Source organism: Acinetobacter sp. CAU_H_60 (assembly GCF_058599385.1).
Window position 1 is genome coordinate 2,322,289 of record NZ_CM178653.1, and the last position, 18,512, is coordinate 2,340,800.

The following is an 18,512-nucleotide window of genomic DNA, read 5'->3' on the forward strand; positions in this document are numbered from 1 at the left end:
GCTTTATCTGTATTTCTGAATGTGCCTCAACCTGGGTTAAGGCACACTCCCCTCATACTTTCTGACTTTATTCTGGTAGTTTAAAGTCAGATACAGATTCACGTAATGCATCGGCCATGTTCGCCAATTCAGATACCGAACGTGCTGTATCGAAGGTTGCACTCGTAGTTTGTGAAGTAATTTCCTGTACGACATTCATCGTGGTCGCAATATGACCCGCAGATGCAGACTGAAGTTTCGCAGCATCGGAAATATTCGCAATCAGTTTTGCCAGGTTATTCGATACGGTCTGAATCTCATCCAGTGCCACACCGGCATCTTTAGACAGGTTCGCACCACGTACAACCTCGGCTGTGGTTTGTTCCATTGAAATTACGGCTTCGTTGGTATCCGTTTGAATGGTTTTTACCAGGCCTTCAATCTGTTTGGTTGCAGATGCAGAACGTTCCGCAAGACGCTGGACCTCATCCGCTACCACGGCGAAACCACGACCAGCTTCACCCGCCATCGACGCCTGAATCGCTGCGTTCAATGCCAGGATGTTGGTTTGGTCGGCAATATCGTTAATCAGGGCTACGATGTTACCAATTTCTTGTGAAGATTCACCCAGACGTTTAATACGTTTAGAAGTTTCCTGGATCTGTTCACGAATCGTATCCATGCCTTCAATTGAACGGTGTACAACGTCTGCACCATTCGCAGCAATTTGTACTGAACGTTCCGCAACGACTGCAGATTCTTCCGCGTTGGCAGATACCTGGTCAATTGACATCGCCATTTCGTTAATCGCAGCAGATGCACCGGCAATTTCTTGCGCCTGATGTTCAGATGCTTCTGCTAACTGGTTGGTAATGCTTTGAGTTGTCGCTGTATATTGCGCAACTTCCTGAGAAGTTTCAGTAATACGAGATACCAAGTCACGTAACTGGTCGATCGCGAAGTTAATCGAGTCGGCGATCGCACCGGTAAAGTCTTCCGATACTGTTGCATATGAACGCAAGTCACCATCCGCAAGGTCGGCAATCTCGTCCAGTAAACGTAAAATCGCATTCTGGTTACGGTCATATTCTTCTTGAAGACGGGTTACACGCTGTTTATCCGATGCACCACGTAGGGTTAACAGGCGGAATACACACAGTAGGAAGCCGATCAATAACAGAATTAACAGTACCGCTGGAACGATTGTTTTCAGACCAGAGTTACCAGACAGTTTGTTCAGGTTATCGAGCAGGACATCCGATTGCGAGAAAATTGACGCAGATGCCTGACGTACTTTTACGATTTGCGCAGAGTTTTTCAGGATTGTCGCAGATGCTGATTCAAGTACATCATCATATTCCGCTTTGATGCCTTCCAGAGACTCGCGCAGGTTTGGATCAGTAATACGTTGTACACCCAGTTCAGCAGAACCGTTTAACTGTGCATTTAAGTATGAACCGAAAGTTTCGGTATCGGCACTGAAGTCATCCGCTGATTCACGTGAACCGTCGTTACCAGTCAATACCAAGCTGATCGAACGTAAAATACGTTCCGCAATGAATACCTGGTTTTTCGCAATGACCACCTGGTTAGACGGCATGTCTTGACGCGCCATCTGGTCGACCATCAAGTTATATTCGGCCTGAATCCCCGGGATCGCTTCACCAATTGCGATGTTGGTGTCATATAACTGGTTAATGATTTTTTGTTGCGATGCAATCAGGTCAATACTAGAAGACACTTCTGTCCACTGTTTATCTACTGCTTGCAGCGCTTCATTATTGGAGTGAATATTTTTTACAGTCTCAAGGTTTTCCGCAAAAGCTTTTTGAGAATCTGTCAGGTTTTTCATCGCCTCAGGTGTACCAGAAGCCGTTGCTTCAGTCGCCTGTCGAGAAATAGTTTGTGAAAGCAGACGTAAATCACCTAGACTTTGTGTCAGCTGGTTGGCACGTGGCACACTGTAGAAAAGATACAATAAAGTGATGGTTGCCGCTAACAGACAGCCGGCTGCACCATAAATAAACGGTTTAGACTTTTCACTATCACCAAATACACGTGACAACTGATCTGTTTGTGATTGAATCTTGGATAAAAAAGTATTGCCACTTTTGCGGCTACCTTCACCTGTATTTTTCTTTTTAAGTTTAAAGCCCATGCAGCCTCTCCCCGATTTACGTCTTTATTACTTTCGTGCGCGACGTTTAATTTATAAATTTTATAGATGCGTTCATAAATTTTGGATTTTGCAACAGACGACTGAATAAGAACACATGCCATTGCTGGTTATGCTGGTGGAAAAATCCCTGACAGTATTCTTGTAAGTTATTATCCAATTCAGTTGTTTTAGAAAAAAAACTTTTCTTATTAAAATGTTGTATACCCAAAACTTGATCAACGACCAAACCGACATATTGGTCATTATGGTGAATACATAATACTTTTTGAGTCGGTGAAAACTGGCTACTTTGTCCTGATACATATTGAGTCAAATCAGAAACTGATAATAACCTTCCCCGAATATTGGCCAATCCTAACACCCATGACTGAGTATTAGGAACTGGCGTATATTTTGGAGGATAGATCACTTCGGATACTTCCCCCAGCGGAGCAACAAAATATTGCCCCATCATCTCAAAAGCAATGCCTGACCATCGGTTGACTTCATTTTCATTAGAAACGTAGTTTTTATTTCCCCGTTTCGCAATGCGAAGCAATTCGATAAATCCATTTGCTGCCATAGAGCTTATCCTGCGTTGAGGTGGTGCTTAATCACTTCAATCAACTGTTTTTCATCTACCGGTTTTGTAAGATAATCTGCGGCACCCTGACGTTTACCCCAAACGCGGTCAGTGGCCTGATCTTTGGTACTTACAATTACAATCGGAATATGCTTGGTGGTTGCACCACGTGCAATTTGACGTGTTGCCTGGAAGCCATTCACGCCTGGCATGACCACATCCATCAATACCAGATCTGGCAACTCAGCCTGAGCCATGGTTACCCCATCTGCACCATTGGATGCTTCAATCACCTCAAAGCCGTGTTTAGAAAGAATCTCTCTAAAACGGAATGTTTCTGTCGGTGAGTCATCTACGATTAAGATACGCGCCATGCCAATTCCCCTAAAAAAATCAATTATTAAGCACTAATATGGTTACGGATTGCGTTAAGCAATTCATCTTTACTGAAAGGTTTAGTCAAGTATTCGTCCGAACCAACAACACGACCTTTGGCCTGATCAAATAAGCCATCTTTACTCGAAAGCATAATCACAGGAATATTCTGATAATTTTGAGAATTTTTAATCAACGCACAAGTTTGATAACCATCTAGACGAGGCATCATGATGTCTACAAATACGATGTCTGGATTGGCTTCTGCGATTTTTGACAAAGCTTCAAAACCATCTACCGCAGTCACAACTTCATATCCTTCGCGCTGTAGAAGAGTTTCTGCTGTACGACGAATGGTCTTTGAGTCATCAATGACCATAACTTTTAGATTTTGGAATTTATCGTCCATTTTGACCCTTCCCATTTTAGAAACGATGTGCCATAAGGCTCATAGGATTATTTTATTACGATCGATAAACATTTTTAACACAAATCTACTTGTATTATCAATGAACATTTTCTACACAAGTGTGCATAAATGGCGGATTTTCATTAACCATTTCACATTTTTATTTTGTCATTGCTTTTTTTTTGACTGATGGTAGTTTTTAATTCGTGAATTTGAGTCTAATATAGCATTATTATTACTTTAAAATAAGTAATTTAGTCAACTTTCAATTGGGGAGCCAATGATGAGTCAGTTTTCAGAAAAACTTGCTTTCATTGATAAAAATAAAATGACTGGCCGATTCATATTTGCAGTGACACTTTTTCTTCAGGTCACCATTTCTTATGCCTCAACTAACCAGCCACCAAAAGCCACCTGGTACCGCTATTATGATAATAAAGGCGTGGCCAATATCAGCACTAACGTTACCCCCAACCATATCCGCTATGGCTATGAGGCACTTGACCAGAATATGCAGGTCATTAAACGTGCACGTCCTTATAATGTCGATAAAGATATTAAACAGGCGCCGCAACGTGCCCAGCAAGCCCAGCGCATCGCAGAAGATCAAAAACTGAAACGTGCCTACACCAATAGCCATGTTGCTCTACAAAAAAAGAATGAAAGTCTGAGCCAACTTAAAAAACAGATTGCCTTTCAGCAAGAGCAGATGAAACAGTTGCAGCAAGACCGGGTCATGTTTGTACGCCAAGAACGTGAATATTTACGTAAAGGTAATAATCCCCCGGCATCTTTAAAAGCCAACCTTGAAAACAACCAGAAAAACCTGATTTCTCAAAAAGAAAATATTCAATCTTTACAAACTCGCTATCGAAATATGGAAGCGGAATACGACAGAATTATTGCCCGTTTAAAAGCACTTGAATAAACACAAATAACTTGTTGTTGCTTTAAACGACCACAAGTGAAAAGGATTAATATGCCATTTGCACAGCATTTTCATATTTCAAAGACCCCTTCTTCGCGCTCTGTATTGATGATGAGTGCACTTTGCTTAAGTCTTTTTCTAAGCGGCTGCAATAAAAATGAATCTACACCGCAAGCCGAAAGTCCAGAAACAATTGAACTGATTCCTCAGGATCTGGTTGCCTTAAAAACAGGTACTTCAGTCCAGAAATCCGCATTTACCGGTACTATTCGCGCAGTCAACCAAAGCAGTATTCAGGCACAGGTTTCTGCCACTGCCACCAGCGTTAATGCTCAGGTAGGTGACAATGTATCTAAAGGTCAGGTACTGATTCGCTTAAATAATCAGGATAATGCCGCACGTCTGGCTCAGGCCCGTGCCAATCTGGCATCTACCCAGGCACAGGCCAATCAGGCGCGCAACATGATGCAGCGCAAAAAGCGTCTGCTCGACCAAGGCTTTATCTCTAAAGTTGAATATGAGCAAAGTCAGGTTGACTATCAGGCCCAGGTTGAAAATGTCCGTGCACAGCAAGCCAATGTCGATATTGCCGTAAAAGCCGATCGTGATGGCATTATCACCAGCCCGATTAGTGGCGTGATCACCCAGCGTCAGGTTGAGCCCGGCCAAACCGTGGCGATCGGACAAACCCTGTTTGAAATCGTAAATCCAAACCAACTGGAAATTCAGGCCCGTGTCCCGAGCGAAATGCAGTCCAGCCTACGCTTAGGCAGCAAAATTGAATACCAGATTCAGGGCAATCCAAACACATTTACCGCTGCTATTAGCCGAGTGTCTCCAATTGCTGATCAAGCCAGTCGCCAGATTGAATTCTTCGCCAGACCGAATGAAAGTATTCCCTCTTTAAGTATTGGCTCTTTTGTTGAAGGCAATATTCTGAGTTCTCAACAAGTTTCTGGTCAGATCATTCCCCTCGATACCATTCAGGATATCCAGAATAAACCTTATGTCTGGGTTATTCGCCAGAACAAAATTATTAAAGTGAATGTTCAGGTTCTGGAACAGCGCTATAACCAGAATACGGCAGTGATCCAGGGTCTGGAGACAGGTGATCAGGTCAGTCGCATTCCATTTACCAAGGCAGATCTCAACAAGCCAGTGACGCTGCGTTCCAACTAATCAGACAGGATCATTAATATGTGGTTTACCCGAATTAGTGTGAAGTATCCCGTCTTCACCATTATGATGATGTTCTGTTTGATGGTACTTGGACTAGCTTCCTGGCAGCGTATGGGTGTGGAAGAATTTCCGGATGTTGACTTCCCCTTTGTCGTAATTTATACGAATTATCCAGGCGCCTCTCCAGAAACCGTTGAATCGGAAATTACCAAAAAACTCGAAGACCAGATCAATACTATTTCCGGTTTAAAACAGGTAATTTCACAATCCAGTGAAGGCCTGTCGATGATCACGGCCGAATTCAATCTGGAAGTGCCTTCTACCACGGCGGCACAGGATGTCCGTGACAAGATTGCTTCAGTCACCGCCGAATTCCGTGATGAAATTCAGGAACCAGTCGTCGAGCGTTATGATCCGACTGCCAATGCGATCATGTCGATCGTATTTGAGTCTGACAATATGGGCTTAAAAGCACTGAGTTCCTATCTGGATCAGCGCATAGTTCCACAACTGAGGACTGTTCCGGGAGTAGGTACCGTCAACCTGCTTGGTGATGCACAGCGTCAGATTCGCATTCAGGTTGAACCACAGAAACTGCAAGCTTTTGGCATCGGCGTGGATAGCGTCATCAATACTCTGAAATCTGAAAATATCGAAGTTCCGGGCGGTACATTAAAATCTGGCAATTCGGAACTGGTGATCGAGATTAATTCCAAAGTCCTGCATCCCCTCGCCTTTGGTGATCTGGTCATTGCCAATAAAAATGGTGCACCGATCTTTCTGAAACAGGTCGCAGAAATTGAAGATAGTCAGGCAGAACTTGAAACTGGTGCTTTCCTGGATGGCAAGGCTGCAGTTGCAGTTGATATCCTGCGTAGCTCTGATTCTAATGTCATTGAAGTTGTAGACAGTACCTATAAAACCCTTGAAAGCATCAAATCCCAACTGCCACAAGGAACCACTTTAAAAGTTGTGGTGGATTCTTCAAAAAGTATCCGCGGCACCATTGGTGATGTGGCGCGTACCATTATCGAAGGTGCAGTTCTTGCTGTCCTAATTGTTCTGTTATTTTTAGGTTCTTTCCGCTCAACGGTCATTACTGGCCTCACTTTACCGATCGCTTTGCTCGGAACTTTGACCTTTATCTGGGCTTTTGGTTTCAGTATTAACATGATGACCTTATTGGCCCTGTCTTTAAGCATCGGTCTGCTGATTGATGATGCGATTGTAGTACGGGAAAATATCGTACGGCATACCGATATGGGCAAAGACCATGTTACTGCCGCGCTGGACGGCACCAAAGAAATCGGTCTTGCCGTTCTGGCAACAACACTGACAATTGTCGCGGTATTCTTGCCTGTTGCATTTATGGGCGGGATTATTGGGCGTTTCTTTTATCAGTTCGGTGTGACGGTGAGTACCGCCGTTCTGATTTCCATGTTTGTCAGTTTTACTCTGGATCCAATGCTATCTGCACATTGGGCAGAAAAGAAAAAAGATCCCAATAAAAAGCCGGGACGAATTAAACGCTTCTTTAACTGGATTTCAGGCAAATTAGACAATTTAAGTCATGTCTATGAAAAACTGCTGAAACTGGCTTTGCGCTTTAGATTCATTACTATTGTAATTGCAGTGGCTTCTCTGTTTGGCGCTCTAGCCCTGTCGAAACTGATTGGTACCGAGTTTGTGCCTGTACCAGATAAAGGTGAAATCCGGATCAAGTTTGAAACCCCAGTCGATGCCTCCCTAGAATATTCACAAGCCAAACTACAACAGGTCGATCAGATTATCCGTCAACACCCTGATGTTAAAGCAACTTATGGCGTAATTAATAGTGTAACTGACCGTGGTAAAAACCACGTCAGCCTGCGAGTGACCGTGACACCACGGATCGAACGCGAAAAAAGCCTGACCGAGCTCAACAATGAGTTTCGACAACGCCTGCAATCGGTTGCCGGGATCAGTATTACCTCGGTTGCATCTGCCGATGAAACCGTTTCGGGTGGTCAAAAGCCGATTATGATTTCAATCAAAGGCCCTGATTTGAATGAACTACAGAAGATTTCTGATCGCTTTATGGTCGAGATGACTAAAATTGATGGTATCGTCGATCTGGAATCCTCACTGAAAGAGCCGAAACCGACCTTAGGTGTACAGATCAATCGCGTTCTGGCCAGTGATCTTGGTTTGTCAGTCAATCAGATTGCCAATGTGGTTCGCCCCCTGATTGCCGGCGATGATGTCACCACCTGGCAGGATGAAAAAGGTGAAACCTATGATGTCAATTTGCGCCTGACCGAAGACCGGCGCACCCTGCCGAGTGATCTGCAAAATATGTATATCACTTCATCTAAAATGGATGGTAATAATCAGCCGATTTTGATCCCGCTTTCTAGCGTTGCTAATTTTGAAGAAAAACTGGGAGCTTCTCAGATTAATCGTCGAGATCTGGCGCGTGAAGTGTTGGTTGAAGCAAATACCTCTGGACGCCCCGCAGGTGACATCGGTACCGATATCAGCAAACTTCAGGATAGTTTCGACATGCCGCCGGGTTATAGTTTTGATACCCAAGGTGCCAATGCAGATATGGCAGAATCCGCTGGTTATGCGTTCACTGCGATTACCCTGTCGATTGTATTTATTTATATCGTACTCGGTTCCCAGTTCAACAGTTTTATCCACCCTGCTGCCATTATGGCTTCATTACCCTTGTCATTAATTGGTGTATTCCTGGCGCTGTTCCTGTTTAATTCAACCATGAACCTGTTTTCGATTATCGGGATTATTATGCTGATGGGCCTAGTGACCAAAAATGCGATTCTGCTTATCGACTTCATCAAAAAAGCCATGGATCGGGGTGAAGCCCGTTATGATGCGATTCTAAATGCCGGCAAAACCCGTTTACGTCCAATTCTGATGACCACTAGTGCCATGGTCATGGGAATGGTACCGCTGGCCCTTGGATTAGGGGAAGGTGGTGAACAAAGTGCACCGATGGCACATGCCGTGATCGGCGGGGTAATTACTTCTACCCTGCTGACGCTGGTCGTGGTTCCAGTGATTTTCACTTACCTAGATGACCTTAAGAATTTTATGCTGCGCCAAGCCCGTAAAATCATGGCATAATTTAAACCATCACAATGAGGTGACATTCAAGAATGTTCGCCTCATTTTTTATTGTATAATCTCTGCTTTAACGCTTAATTTTTTAGGACAGTTTCCATGCGCGCGAGTCGCTTTTTATTTGCAACGTTGAGAGAAACCCCGAACGATGCTGAAGTTATTTCACATCAGCTGATGCTTCGTGCCGGTATGATTCGTAAGTTGGCTTCAGGTTTGTACACCTGGCTGCCGATGGGCGTTCGCGTATTAAATAAAGTTGCAGCGATCGTTCGCGAAGAAATGAATAACGCAGGTTCACTCGAAGTCTTGATGCCTGTGACTCAACCAGCTTCTCTTTGGGAAGAATCTGGTCGTTATGTGCAATACGGTCCTGAACTATTACGTTTTAAAGATCGTCATACCAATGATTTCGTACTTGGCCCAACACATGAAGAAGTGATCACTGATCTGGCACGTAACGAACTAAAAAGTTACAAACAATTGCCTGCAAACTTCTACCAGGTTCAAACCAAGTTCCGTGACGAAATTCGTCCTCGTTTTGGCGTAATGCGCTCACGTGAATTCATCATGAAAGATGCTTATTCTTTCCATGCAGATCAGGAATCTTTGCAAGAAACTTACGACAAAATGTACGAAGCATATTGCAAGATCTTTACCCGCTTAGGTCTGGATTTCCGTCCAGTACAGGCAGATACCGGCTCAATTGGTGGTTCAGGTTCACATGAATTCCACGTCTTGGCTTCAAGTGGTGAAGATGATATCGCCTTCTCAACTGAATCTGATTATGCAGCTAACATCGAAATGGCTGAGGCGATTCTGGTAGGCGAACGTGCTGCTCCGACTCAAGAACTGAAAGTGGTTGATACCCCAAATCAGAAAACCATTGCTGATGTATCCAATTTCCTTGGTACTAATCCTGCGCATTCGGTGAAGGCATTACTGGTTCAAGGTGTTGCAGCTGAAGAAGGTAAAGAGGCTCCTGTGGTTGCTCTGTTCCTTCGTGGTGACCATGAACTGAATGAAATTAAAGCCGAAAAGCATCCAAAAATTGCTGCACCTTTAGCTTTTGCTACTGAAGCTCAACTTGCCGAACTTGGCTTAACGGCTGGTTTTGTGGGTCCGCAAGGCTTAGTAGAAAAAGGCCTAACAGTGATTGTTGACCGTGCTGCTTCTGTACTGTCTGACTTTGTTGCAGGTGCAAACGAAGCAGATAAGCACGCAACTGGCGTGAACTGGGAACGTGATGCGCAGTTTAGCGAAGTTTATGACCTGCGTAATGTGGTTGAAGGCGATCCTTCTCCAGATGGAAAAGGTGTACTACAAATCAAACGCGGTATTGAAGTCGGCCATATCTTCCAGTTAGGCAAGAAATACTCAGAAGCTCTCGGCTGTAAAGTTCTGGGTGAAGATGGCAAACCGTTTACTGTGACTATGGGCTGTTATGGCATTGGTGTAACACGTGTGGTTGCTTCTGCGATTGAACAGAATTACGATGAAAAAGGCATCATCTGGCCGGCATCGATCGCTCCATTTGAAGTGGCAATTGTGCCAATGAATGCGCATAAATCACCTCGTACTTTAGAAGCTGCTGAAAGTTTATATGCAGAACTGCAAGCTGCTGGTTTTGACGTACTGCTTGATGACCGTAATGAACGTCCAGGTGTGAAATTCTCTGATCTTGAATTGACTGGTATTCCACATCGCATTGTGATTGGTGAAAAAGGTCTGGATGCAGGTACTTTTGAATATAAAGGTCGCCGTGATGCAGAATCAGTAAATCTTTCGAAAGAAGAACTACTGGCAAAAATTGCTAAATAATTTTTTTCTGAATCAATAAAAAAATCCCGCTTAAAGCGGGATTTTTTTATGTCTCTAACTTAACAGAACTTATGCCCGCCAAAGCAGTTTGAGGTCACATTCTGGTTCTGTAGCAGCTTATCCATTAAGGTTAAAGTTGCAGGAGTACCATCTACATAGTTAGTAAATTTACCCACATCAATATTCAATTTACGTACCACCGCGACATTCGCAAGAGATCCTAAAGCCTCACCCACACTCACATCGATTAAGTTTTCAGGACGTAACAGAAACTCAGAAATTGCAGTTGCTACCTGAGGTAATACGAATGAAATATCAACTTCATCTGTGGTTTTTAACACACCCAATTGAATCGGGTCTTTAAACGATAGCCACCAACCTGGCTTGGCAATATCAGCCGCATCCGCACCTTGCCAATGCACATTCTGACTCTGTAAAGACAAATAACCGCCTGTGCCATTTAATGGAATATTATGGATCATATTCAGAGCTTGGACAAAGGTGATGTCCATATTCAGGTTATCCAGACTCGAACCCGCTCCCATTTGGAAATATGAGTGCTCACCAAGATTTATTCCCAGGAAACTAATTAAAGCTGGAAACTCCACATATAGCTTATCATTGGAAAAATCTGGTGTACCAATCACATCACTTGGCAAAGTTGAACCCGTTAAAGCCTTTGCTAATGGAATCGAAGCAATAGTAGAACGGATATTACTTACAGTCGCTGACTTTAAGCGCTGCCCAGTTACGACAGTTTCTGGCATAGTAAAGTCTACCCGCATGGAAGGCACTGTAATCCCGGTATGGCCATCAGCACCTGGCTTACTGGTAAAAGTACGTGTTTGTCCTAAAGCCTTTAGATTCCCTGAGATTTTTTCATCATTCGCAACACCAAAAGTTCCCGCTTTTGTAACAGACTCACCAGTGGTTTGCGCCATTTTCATATAACCACTAAAACTTTTGAGGCCATCATTCGGATTTTCGATGTTGTCAGTCCCCATGGTTAAGAGTCCGACAATTTTATCTGCACCTAGACGAAAACCGACCACTTCACGGGTAGAGGCACTTCCACCATTTTTAATTGCAAACTCAACAAAGGGATTACTTACACTGGCACTGGTATTAGCACGGTCGCCTGAAAAGACAGGATTACCTTTATCATCAAGACTGGTATTTAAGCCACTCAAAGCCAAGTTAGAAATATCAATATCACAACCATTGGTATTCCCAATACTGTTATTAGTTCCACCACAACCGAGCTGCAAAGTTTTGATATTAATGTTCAGTTCCATTAAAGCTTCAATACTTAGCTTATGGAAGTTAATCCCTTGTGATGAATCATAAGCATTTTCCAAATTTAATAATGCCTGTGCATCAACTGCCGATAAAGCCTCATCGTCTAAGGCTGTCATTGCCATCGCCTGTTGACTAAGGCCCATTAAAGTGACAATCAAGCTATTCAATATTATTTTTTTCATGAAATCATCCCTTATTTCAGCGCGGTGTAATACCAAGCGTACTGCGCATGGTTCCGCCTGTGAGTGCAATTGTTGCTATATTCTGCATATTGCCATTTGTGGTCATGGCCATGTTGGTTCTAAACGGCTCGATAATCTTCTGATCTTTATTAAATTTAATTTGATTATCTAAAGTAACAGTATCTTCACTCACGCCTATTTTGGTGATTAATCCTAAATTCCCTTCCATACGATTAAAGTTAATCGCAGAAGTATGAACTGCACCTGTGCTATCTACATCTTCATTAATCAGACTAAAATAACTACCAAGATTATTAACATCACCTTTTTCTGTAGAAGTTAATGTTCGGAACTTAAAGTTTGCATCCAGCGATAAATAATTTTCGTCTGCTACATCCAGCCCCGGAATAATCATTAACTCACCACTACCATCAAGCATCATGGCAATTGTTGTTAATACATCATCGCGTTTAGAAAAGTTGTCATCAGGAACAAACTGATCACATTTATTGCCTGATACACAGTTATATTTAGATCCCGGTAGTTGCCCAATTGCCACCTCAGCTTTCGCTGCGATCAGCAATTTATCAGCTTTTACATAGATGCCTTCATCCTCATAACCAATCACCCCTTTGGATTCAATAAAGGCATCAATATTTCGAAGGCCAGCATAATAGTTTCGCGCATGGCCATTCTCTACACCACCATCAATTAAAAGAATTGAGGTTGTACTTGGCGCTCCGGTTTTGGCATCCTTTCCATAACCTTCAGTTGATGCCATCACGTTATAGGCAATACCATTCTTGTCACCGTCATATTTTGTACCCGACAAGGCCACATTGGCATTCAGGTTGTAAATTGGAATACCAATTCCCCAAGAACCACTATTCCCGGAAATAACACCAGTATCATTAGAAATAAAATTTGCTTTGGCTGCAATCGACTGAAAATCCATACCCCGTATGGCAATTAGTGCAAAGTCCTGATTAGCAGGCGTACTGCTTAAAGTTTGCTGCAAAATCGGATTACTTCGTCTAAGCGTTGACTTAATATTGTCATTAACTAAAAATTCTAGGCTCTGTGCCTGAATTGTATTGATATAAATATCGCCAAAATCAATATAAGCATTATTCTTTCCAGTTAATGAACGTAATTCATTAAACTGAACTGCATAGCTTCCTTTACCCGTATGACCAATTTCCAAAGTCGTTGGCTTTAAACCCTGTGCTGCTGCCACTTCCTGATTGGTAAAATCAGCTGATAAACCAAGATGCAAGCCACCTTCACCTGCGTTATAGCTTGAAACACTCTGATCTTGTCGCGTCAGCACACCACCAACTTTATTACTTATATCAAAAGAATTCAGTTTTGACTGATCGGCACCTAACGACAAACGTGCATTACTCACTGCACCCGAAATACCATAGCGCATGATATTTTTTAAATCGCCATCTCCATTCTGATAGCGTAAATCAAAGTTTAATCCAGCTGTTTGCGCACCAGTTGTTCCTACAGCCACTGGTTTTAAATTAATTAGATGATCTTGTGTGCCACTTTTACTGGAGAGTACGATGCCTTGTGTCGGGTCTATATACATATAGCCCGTACCAGCGAAGTTAAAATTAAAGTTATCTAGAACTAAGCTATTTGTACCTAAAGTATGTTTGATCGTGGCATCTTGCAAATTGAAATCGATAGTAGCTGTTTCATTCTTATTGAATAAACCTGCTGTCGTATGAAGCACCATTTTAAATGGACTATCAATCGCAAGACCTAATTTGCCCAAATTTTGATTGTTTTCGACACAGCTTGTTCCAACACAATCCTTACTCACAAGTTTAAAATCTGCATTGGCACTAAAGGGAGCTACGCTTGCTTCTAGACGGATCCCTGCACCAGCATCGGTCGCACCGACATCAAACTTAAGCTGGCTTAAAATCGCATTTTGATCTTTGCCTAAGATTTCTACTTTATGCAATCCCAGTCCCATCTTGGTATTTACATCAGCATTCGGGTCATACCAATTGAGCTGTTCAACTTCTACTTTTGATACCTCGTGTGTAATCGTAATACCGTCTTGACCAGTGATATGACCCAATTCTTGTTCTTCAATCAGCTCTAGTGCATAACTATGCTGTGCCAAACAGACACATGCCGTTAATAATTTAATTTGTGATTTTATTTTTTTCATTCTTTCATCCCTATGCTGCATCCATGCAGTTAGCAACGGCTTTGTGCACTCCCTGCTGAGCAGTTAAAGCCAAATATTTTTAAGTTTCCTGACATGTGCATGTTGCCGTGCATATTGAGACCCATAAAGCCCTTCTCACGCCCCCGGTCAAATTCTGGAACATCTGCTGAGGCAGTGGTATATGTACCGTCCGCTTTATAAACACGATTGGTGAAGGTCGTATACTTCTCTGAATTGGCATAGCCTTCTTTATCGCCCTCACCGGTTCCGGTTTCAATAGCCAAAGTATTAAAACCCAAATTTCTGATTTTTAAAGGTTTATCATCATAAAAAGTGATTTTCATGGCTGTTTGAGGATCACCTGCCGCATTAGTAATCGTGGTGCCATCGATAGAAAACTTATCAATTTGCAGGGTGCCTTGTATGCCTTTAAATACCAGCCATTTTTTATTGCCTTGGGCATCGACATGATTGTTAGGAGAAATCGCCAAGCGACAAAACAAGGTGTTAATTCCACAATCTGTTGTTGGCTTGTAATACACTTCTAACTTATTAGCGACCGTTTCAGAAATTTGAGATTTTGTTAAATCAGTAGCGTATTGATGGTTGAGTGACAAGGTCCAGCTTAAATCCGCTCCGCCTTGACCTGTTTCTGCTGTCATTTGCTGCGGATCAAGACTGACCAAGCCGGCTTGTGTCGCTAAAGAAATCCCTAGAACTGTAGCAAGCATTAAATTTTTCAACATTGCCCTATTCCTTTATAGACCTGTAGTTTTTATTTTCAGATGTTGAATCAACACACCATCAATCACTGCTGAACCAAAATTCCTCATTGAATTATCAGTAGCTCCCCTAAATACCACACCAGTTGCATTATTATCATCTTTTGCCTTCAGCATATTGGTATTGGCAATACGTTCAACAGAACCAATGGCGATACTACTGTGAGTTGCATCGCGTCCTTGATACAAGGCAATGCTATCTGAAGCTTGAGCTTTAATTTCAGTACCACACGTATATACATTACATGTAGAGCCTAAAAGTGCTTCTGATCCTAAAAAGCCACCTTTTCCATCTGGATAACGCTGATAAATCCGGTTGTAAATATCTGGAATTTTAGGAATACGTGTCACTTCCAAAATAATATTATTTCCTTCCGAACCCACAACAAAAGGCTGGTACATACTTCCTAGTACCAGGTTGATATTCGGGCTATATAAATACAGTCCCTCGGTATCATGAAATATAGGAGCTGCAGAGCCATTTAAAGCAGGGGTCGGACCATCCCCATCAAGATTATTCTCTTTTGCTGCACTACTAATGCGAATCCCTTTACTGTTCAAATTGTTTGAATCACTGGTCAAAGTAGAGGGATCATCATTAGTATTGAGCCGGATCAGACTCGCCAGGCCCAAGGTTTGACTATATGCAAGATCAGGCGATGTAAGGGTTTGAAATAATCGGACTTGCGAACCGTTCATACTCAAGCCATTAGCAATAAATTGTGCACGAAAGCGTTCAGAAATATCTAAGCCTGAAGTAGGTGCTCCAGTAGCATAATCTACGGTATTACTTGAATTTAAAGAGCGTGAGAAAATATCAGTCCAAAAACCTAGTTTAATATTATTATCTGCTTCATTTGCAGCAACTGTTGCAAGAGGTGCTTCCAAAGCTAGATAGCCAACTTCTTTTCCAGTATCCGTAAACTGTTTTACCGTTTCAGACCCTGCATGGAATAACCATGGATTGCTGGCTGTTCCCCAATTAAATCCCTGATTGCTATAGCGGCTACTGAGCGAGTTATCACTTTTTGATAGAGCCAAACCATAGATAAATACATCAGCCTTCGTACGAAGCGTACTGACTGAGGCACCCATTGCAGCTTCTTTGGCCGCCGTTGTTGCGCTCGCTTTAACCGCCTGCTCCATAGCGGTCACTGCATTTTTTGCCTGAATCAGTGCATACCTATCAGCTTCAATTGCTAATTTTTCTTGTGTCGCATTCTCTACAACTGTAGTAACTCTTGAATCAATAGCATTGGTTCGGGTACCCGCTTGTTGAGTCCAAGTATTATTTAATGGAGTGGTTACCTTGTTTCCATATAACAATTCGATCATTTCATAGGTATTTTTTAATGCATATTCGACAGATTTATCTTTTTGCCATGCAGTTAAAGTATGAGATGTTGTTCCGTCACTTTTTAATCCTGTAATAATTGTACCGTCATAATAATCCTCATAACGCTGCTGATAATATTGCTGCATTAATGTCGAATTACGATATTCTTCCACAATACCACTACGCGCACTTGCACCAATTTCATTACGGATTGCAGTTAAAGTCGCATTATAGTTTTGAGTTTTATAGGTACTAACACTATTGTCATAAGTCGTTTGATAAAGATTGGCATTTGCACTGATACCATTTAAATAGCTACTTGCATACACTCGATCATAGACTTTGTTATAGGCACGCTCACCTAACTGAGCATAGTTCTCTCCAGTCGGAATAATACGAATAAAGCCAGTGTCTGCCTGACCTGGATTGGCAATACCTCGTGCATAGCTTGAACCACTGGAAGCATCATTCGGTGCCTGAAAAACCATTTTAAAGTCATCAAGTACCAGGGCAACACCTTCACCGGTAGTATCAGAAAGAGAAGAATCAGTTAATTCCTGCATTGCATGTGCGGATGGCAATAATCCTAAACCGATCATCATTGCCAAATAGCTTTTACGAAATTGAAATTTAGCTTTTATTTGAGCCATCTCGACCTATCCTTCTTATCTGATGCTCCGCATCTTTATCCTTCAGCTTCCCAGCCTTCAATTTTTGATTTTTATGATGCTTGGCACATCTTTTTTATATATTCATTCTTCATTATGCTTATTTTTAGCAAGATTACCAAAGCCAAAAGACTAAAAACCCCGAGTTTCCGATGAATGAAACAGCAAAAAAATTAGCGAGGCATTAGCCTCGCTTATTAAATGCTTTAAAACTATTAAGCTTTAGGCAAAGTAACGCCTGTCTGCCCTTGGTATTTACCACCACGATCTTTATAGGAGGTTTCACAAACTTCGTCTGATTCGAAGAACAGCATTTGAGCCACACCCTCACCCGCATAAATACGTGCAGGCAGGTTAGTTGTATTTGAAAACTCCAGCGTGACATGACCTTCCCACTCAGGTTCAAGTGGAGTCACATTCACGATAATGCCGCAACGTGCATAAGTCGATTTACCCAAGCAAACGGTCAGTACATTTCGTGGAATACGGAAGTATTCTACTGTACGCGCTAAAGCAAATGAGTTGGGTGGAATGATACAAACATCCGATTCAATATCGATAAAGCTTTTTTCGTCAAAGTTTTTCGGATCGACAATTGCAGAGTGAACATTGGTGAATACTTTAAACTCACGCGCACATCGCACGTCATAGCCATAGCTTGAAACACCATAAGAAATCAGCTTTTGACCATTTTCATCCAGACGAATCTGGTTTTCTGCATACGGTTCAATCATGCCGTGTTTTTCGCTCATTTCGCGAATCCAACGATCAGACTTAATTGCCATTGATATAATCCAAAAATCTTAAAAATAAGTAATTGCGACGTACTTTAACTGAAATTGACACTAATGAAAATAAGCGAAATTCTGACAGCTAAATTTCAGGAAATTTAGCTGCTTTTTCAGGTTTAAAGACTGAGGAGTGCTGAATAGGATAAAGGTACAGAAAAGCTCATTAAAATAATGGAAGCGGTCTTTTGTAAGTTCTTTTGATTCAGCCAGCGATTGTTTTTTCTGGCCAATAAGCTACCTAAAAAGGTCCAGAAAAATGCGATAGGAATAAGTAATGCCAAGAATGCCAGCATATAAGTCACATAATATTGACTGCTTTTCCACACAATGACCGGGAAAATAGCCGAAGCAAATAATAATGCCTTAGGATTCAGCAAAGTCGCCAAAAATAGTTCCCGTGCCCGAATCGAAATACATTGAAAATTTTCACCAAGTTCTGCGGTACGCCATAATTTTAAAGCTAAAAATAGAATGTAAGCAGCACTACAGAGTTTGAGGATATGAGGTAATTCCGGTAAATAGACCGAGATTTTACCAATCAAAAAGCCCCAGAATGTAATTGCGATGAGATAGCCGAAAGCTTCTGCGGGAATAAGGCGAAAAGTTTTTCTAAATCCAACTTGAATACCTGACGATGCCAATAAAGTATTGGTTGGGCCCGGTGTTAATAGAATGGCTGCCACTAAACCAATAAATAACCATGAAATCATA

General features: G+C 42.1%; 14 protein-coding genes. 4 read left to right on the forward strand and 10 right to left on the reverse strand.

The window, feature by feature from the left end; translation table 11 throughout:
• Nucleotides 1-67 precede the first annotated feature (67 nt).
• From AC4MBN_RS10940 to pilG, 4 genes are read right to left on the reverse strand one after another with little or no spacing between them, the layout of a single operon-like run.
• A complete protein-coding gene (locus AC4MBN_RS10940; RefSeq protein WP_180052329.1) occupies nucleotides 68-2,137 on the reverse strand; it encodes a methyl-accepting chemotaxis protein in 2,070 nt (689 codons plus the stop codon).
• 46 nt (nucleotides 2,138-2,183) lie between these two features.
• Complete coding sequence (locus tag AC4MBN_RS10945; protein WP_159123371.1) at nucleotides 2,184-2,720, reverse strand: chemotaxis protein CheW; 537 nt, start codon at nucleotides 2,718-2,720, stop codon at nucleotides 2,184-2,186.
• Nucleotides 2,721-2,725: 5 nt separating this feature from the next.
• Nucleotides 2,726-3,094, reverse strand: a complete 369-nt coding sequence (locus tag AC4MBN_RS10950; RefSeq protein WP_004784985.1) for a response regulator — start codon at nucleotides 3,092-3,094, stop codon at nucleotides 2,726-2,728.
• A gap of 26 nt (nucleotides 3,095-3,120) precedes the next feature.
• Nucleotides 3,121-3,504: a twitching motility response regulator PilG gene (gene pilG, locus AC4MBN_RS10955; RefSeq protein WP_004784987.1), complete on the reverse strand. Its 384-nt coding sequence runs from the start codon at nucleotides 3,502-3,504 to the stop codon at nucleotides 3,121-3,123.
• Nucleotides 3,505-3,787: 283 nt separating this feature from the next.
• Between pilG and AC4MBN_RS10960 the strand changes: the two genes are divergently transcribed.
• The 4 genes from AC4MBN_RS10960 (at nucleotide 3,788) to AC4MBN_RS10975 (ending at nucleotide 10,552) form a co-directional block, all read left to right on the forward strand.
• Entirely contained in the window at nucleotides 3,788-4,432 is a 645-nt protein-coding gene (locus tag AC4MBN_RS10960) for a hypothetical protein (RefSeq protein ID WP_180014553.1), read from the forward strand.
• Between the two features lie 51 nt (nucleotides 4,433-4,483).
• Nucleotides 4,484-5,611 (forward strand): efflux RND transporter periplasmic adaptor subunit, encoded by a 1,128-nt coding sequence (locus tag AC4MBN_RS10965; RefSeq protein WP_491880200.1) that lies wholly within the window; start codon nucleotides 4,484-4,486, stop codon nucleotides 5,609-5,611.
• Nucleotides 5,612-5,629: 18 nt separating this feature from the next.
• Complete coding sequence (locus AC4MBN_RS10970) at nucleotides 5,630-8,737, forward strand: efflux RND transporter permease subunit (protein ID WP_491880201.1); 3,108 nt, start codon at nucleotides 5,630-5,632, stop codon at nucleotides 8,735-8,737.
• A 96-nt stretch (nucleotides 8,738-8,833) separates the two neighbouring features.
• Nucleotides 8,834-10,552, forward strand: a complete 1,719-nt coding sequence (locus AC4MBN_RS10975; RefSeq protein WP_491880202.1) for a proline--tRNA ligase — start codon at nucleotides 8,834-8,836, stop codon at nucleotides 10,550-10,552.
• A 59-nt stretch (nucleotides 10,553-10,611) separates the two neighbouring features.
• Here AC4MBN_RS10975 and AC4MBN_RS10980 read toward each other — a convergent pair whose 3' ends face one another.
• The 6 genes from AC4MBN_RS10980 to AC4MBN_RS11005 form a co-directional block, all read right to left on the reverse strand.
• Entirely contained in the window at nucleotides 10,612-12,033 is a 1,422-nt protein-coding gene (locus AC4MBN_RS10980; protein WP_419364581.1) for a hypothetical protein, read from the reverse strand.
• A 16-nt stretch (nucleotides 12,034-12,049) separates the two neighbouring features.
• Entirely contained in the window at nucleotides 12,050-14,224 is a 2,175-nt protein-coding gene (locus AC4MBN_RS10985) for a DUF6160 family protein (protein ID WP_491880203.1), read from the reverse strand.
• Between the two features lie 29 nt (nucleotides 14,225-14,253).
• A complete protein-coding gene (locus tag AC4MBN_RS10990) occupies nucleotides 14,254-14,970 on the reverse strand; it encodes a hypothetical protein (RefSeq protein WP_419364583.1) in 717 nt (238 codons plus the stop codon).
• A 12-nt stretch (nucleotides 14,971-14,982) separates the two neighbouring features.
• Nucleotides 14,983-16,992: a hypothetical protein gene (locus AC4MBN_RS10995; protein WP_419364585.1), complete on the reverse strand. Its 2,010-nt coding sequence runs from the start codon at nucleotides 16,990-16,992 to the stop codon at nucleotides 14,983-14,985.
• Nucleotides 16,993-17,225: 233 nt separating this feature from the next.
• Nucleotides 17,226-17,795 (reverse strand): dCTP deaminase, encoded by a 570-nt coding sequence (gene dcd, locus AC4MBN_RS11000; RefSeq protein WP_004785008.1) that lies wholly within the window; start codon nucleotides 17,793-17,795, stop codon nucleotides 17,226-17,228.
• Between the two features lie 122 nt (nucleotides 17,796-17,917).
• The gene (locus tag AC4MBN_RS11005) at nucleotides 17,918-18,511 is read right to left on the reverse strand and encodes a LysE family translocator (protein WP_034701986.1); all 594 of its coding nucleotides are present in this window, start codon (nucleotides 18,509-18,511) and stop codon (nucleotides 17,918-17,920) included.
• Nucleotide 18,512 lies beyond the last annotated feature (1 nt).

Bases quoted from the DNA above. Each gene is read 5' to 3' on its own strand.
- AC4MBN_RS10940 (WP_180052329.1), bottom strand. From the start codon at position 2,137: ATGGGCTTTAAACTTAAAAAGAAAAATACAGGTGAAGGTAGCCGCAAA.
- AC4MBN_RS10945 (WP_159123371.1), bottom strand. From the start codon at position 2,720: ATGGCAGCAAATGGATTTATCGAATTGCTTCGCATTGCGAAACGGGGA.
- AC4MBN_RS10950 (WP_004784985.1), bottom strand. From the start codon at position 3,094: ATGGCGCGTATCTTAATCGTAGATGACTCACCGACAGAAACATTCCGT.
- pilG (WP_004784987.1), bottom strand. From the start codon at position 3,504: ATGGACGATAAATTCCAAAATCTAAAAGTTATGGTCATTGATGACTCA.
- AC4MBN_RS10960 (WP_180014553.1), top strand. From the start codon at position 3,788: ATGAGTCAGTTTTCAGAAAAACTTGCTTTCATTGATAAAAATAAAATG.
- AC4MBN_RS10965 (WP_491880200.1), top strand. From the start codon at position 4,484: ATGCCATTTGCACAGCATTTTCATATTTCAAAGACCCCTTCTTCGCGC.
- AC4MBN_RS10970 (WP_491880201.1), top strand. From the start codon at position 5,630: ATGTGGTTTACCCGAATTAGTGTGAAGTATCCCGTCTTCACCATTATG.
- AC4MBN_RS10975 (WP_491880202.1), top strand. From the start codon at position 8,834: ATGCGCGCGAGTCGCTTTTTATTTGCAACGTTGAGAGAAACCCCGAAC.
- AC4MBN_RS10980 (WP_419364581.1), bottom strand. From the start codon at position 12,033: ATGAAAAAAATAATATTGAATAGCTTGATTGTCACTTTAATGGGCCTT.
- AC4MBN_RS10985 (WP_491880203.1), bottom strand. From the start codon at position 14,224: ATGAAAAAAATAAAATCACAAATTAAATTATTAACGGCATGTGTCTGT.
- AC4MBN_RS10990 (WP_419364583.1), bottom strand. From the start codon at position 14,970: ATGTTGAAAAATTTAATGCTTGCTACAGTTCTAGGGATTTCTTTAGCG.
- AC4MBN_RS10995 (WP_419364585.1), bottom strand. From the start codon at position 16,992: ATGGCTCAAATAAAAGCTAAATTTCAATTTCGTAAAAGCTATTTGGCA.
- dcd (WP_004785008.1), bottom strand. From the start codon at position 17,795: ATGGCAATTAAGTCTGATCGTTGGATTCGCGAAATGAGCGAAAAACAC.
- AC4MBN_RS11005 (WP_034701986.1), bottom strand. From the start codon at position 18,511: ATGATTTCATGGTTATTTATTGGTTTAGTGGCAGCCATTCTATTAACA.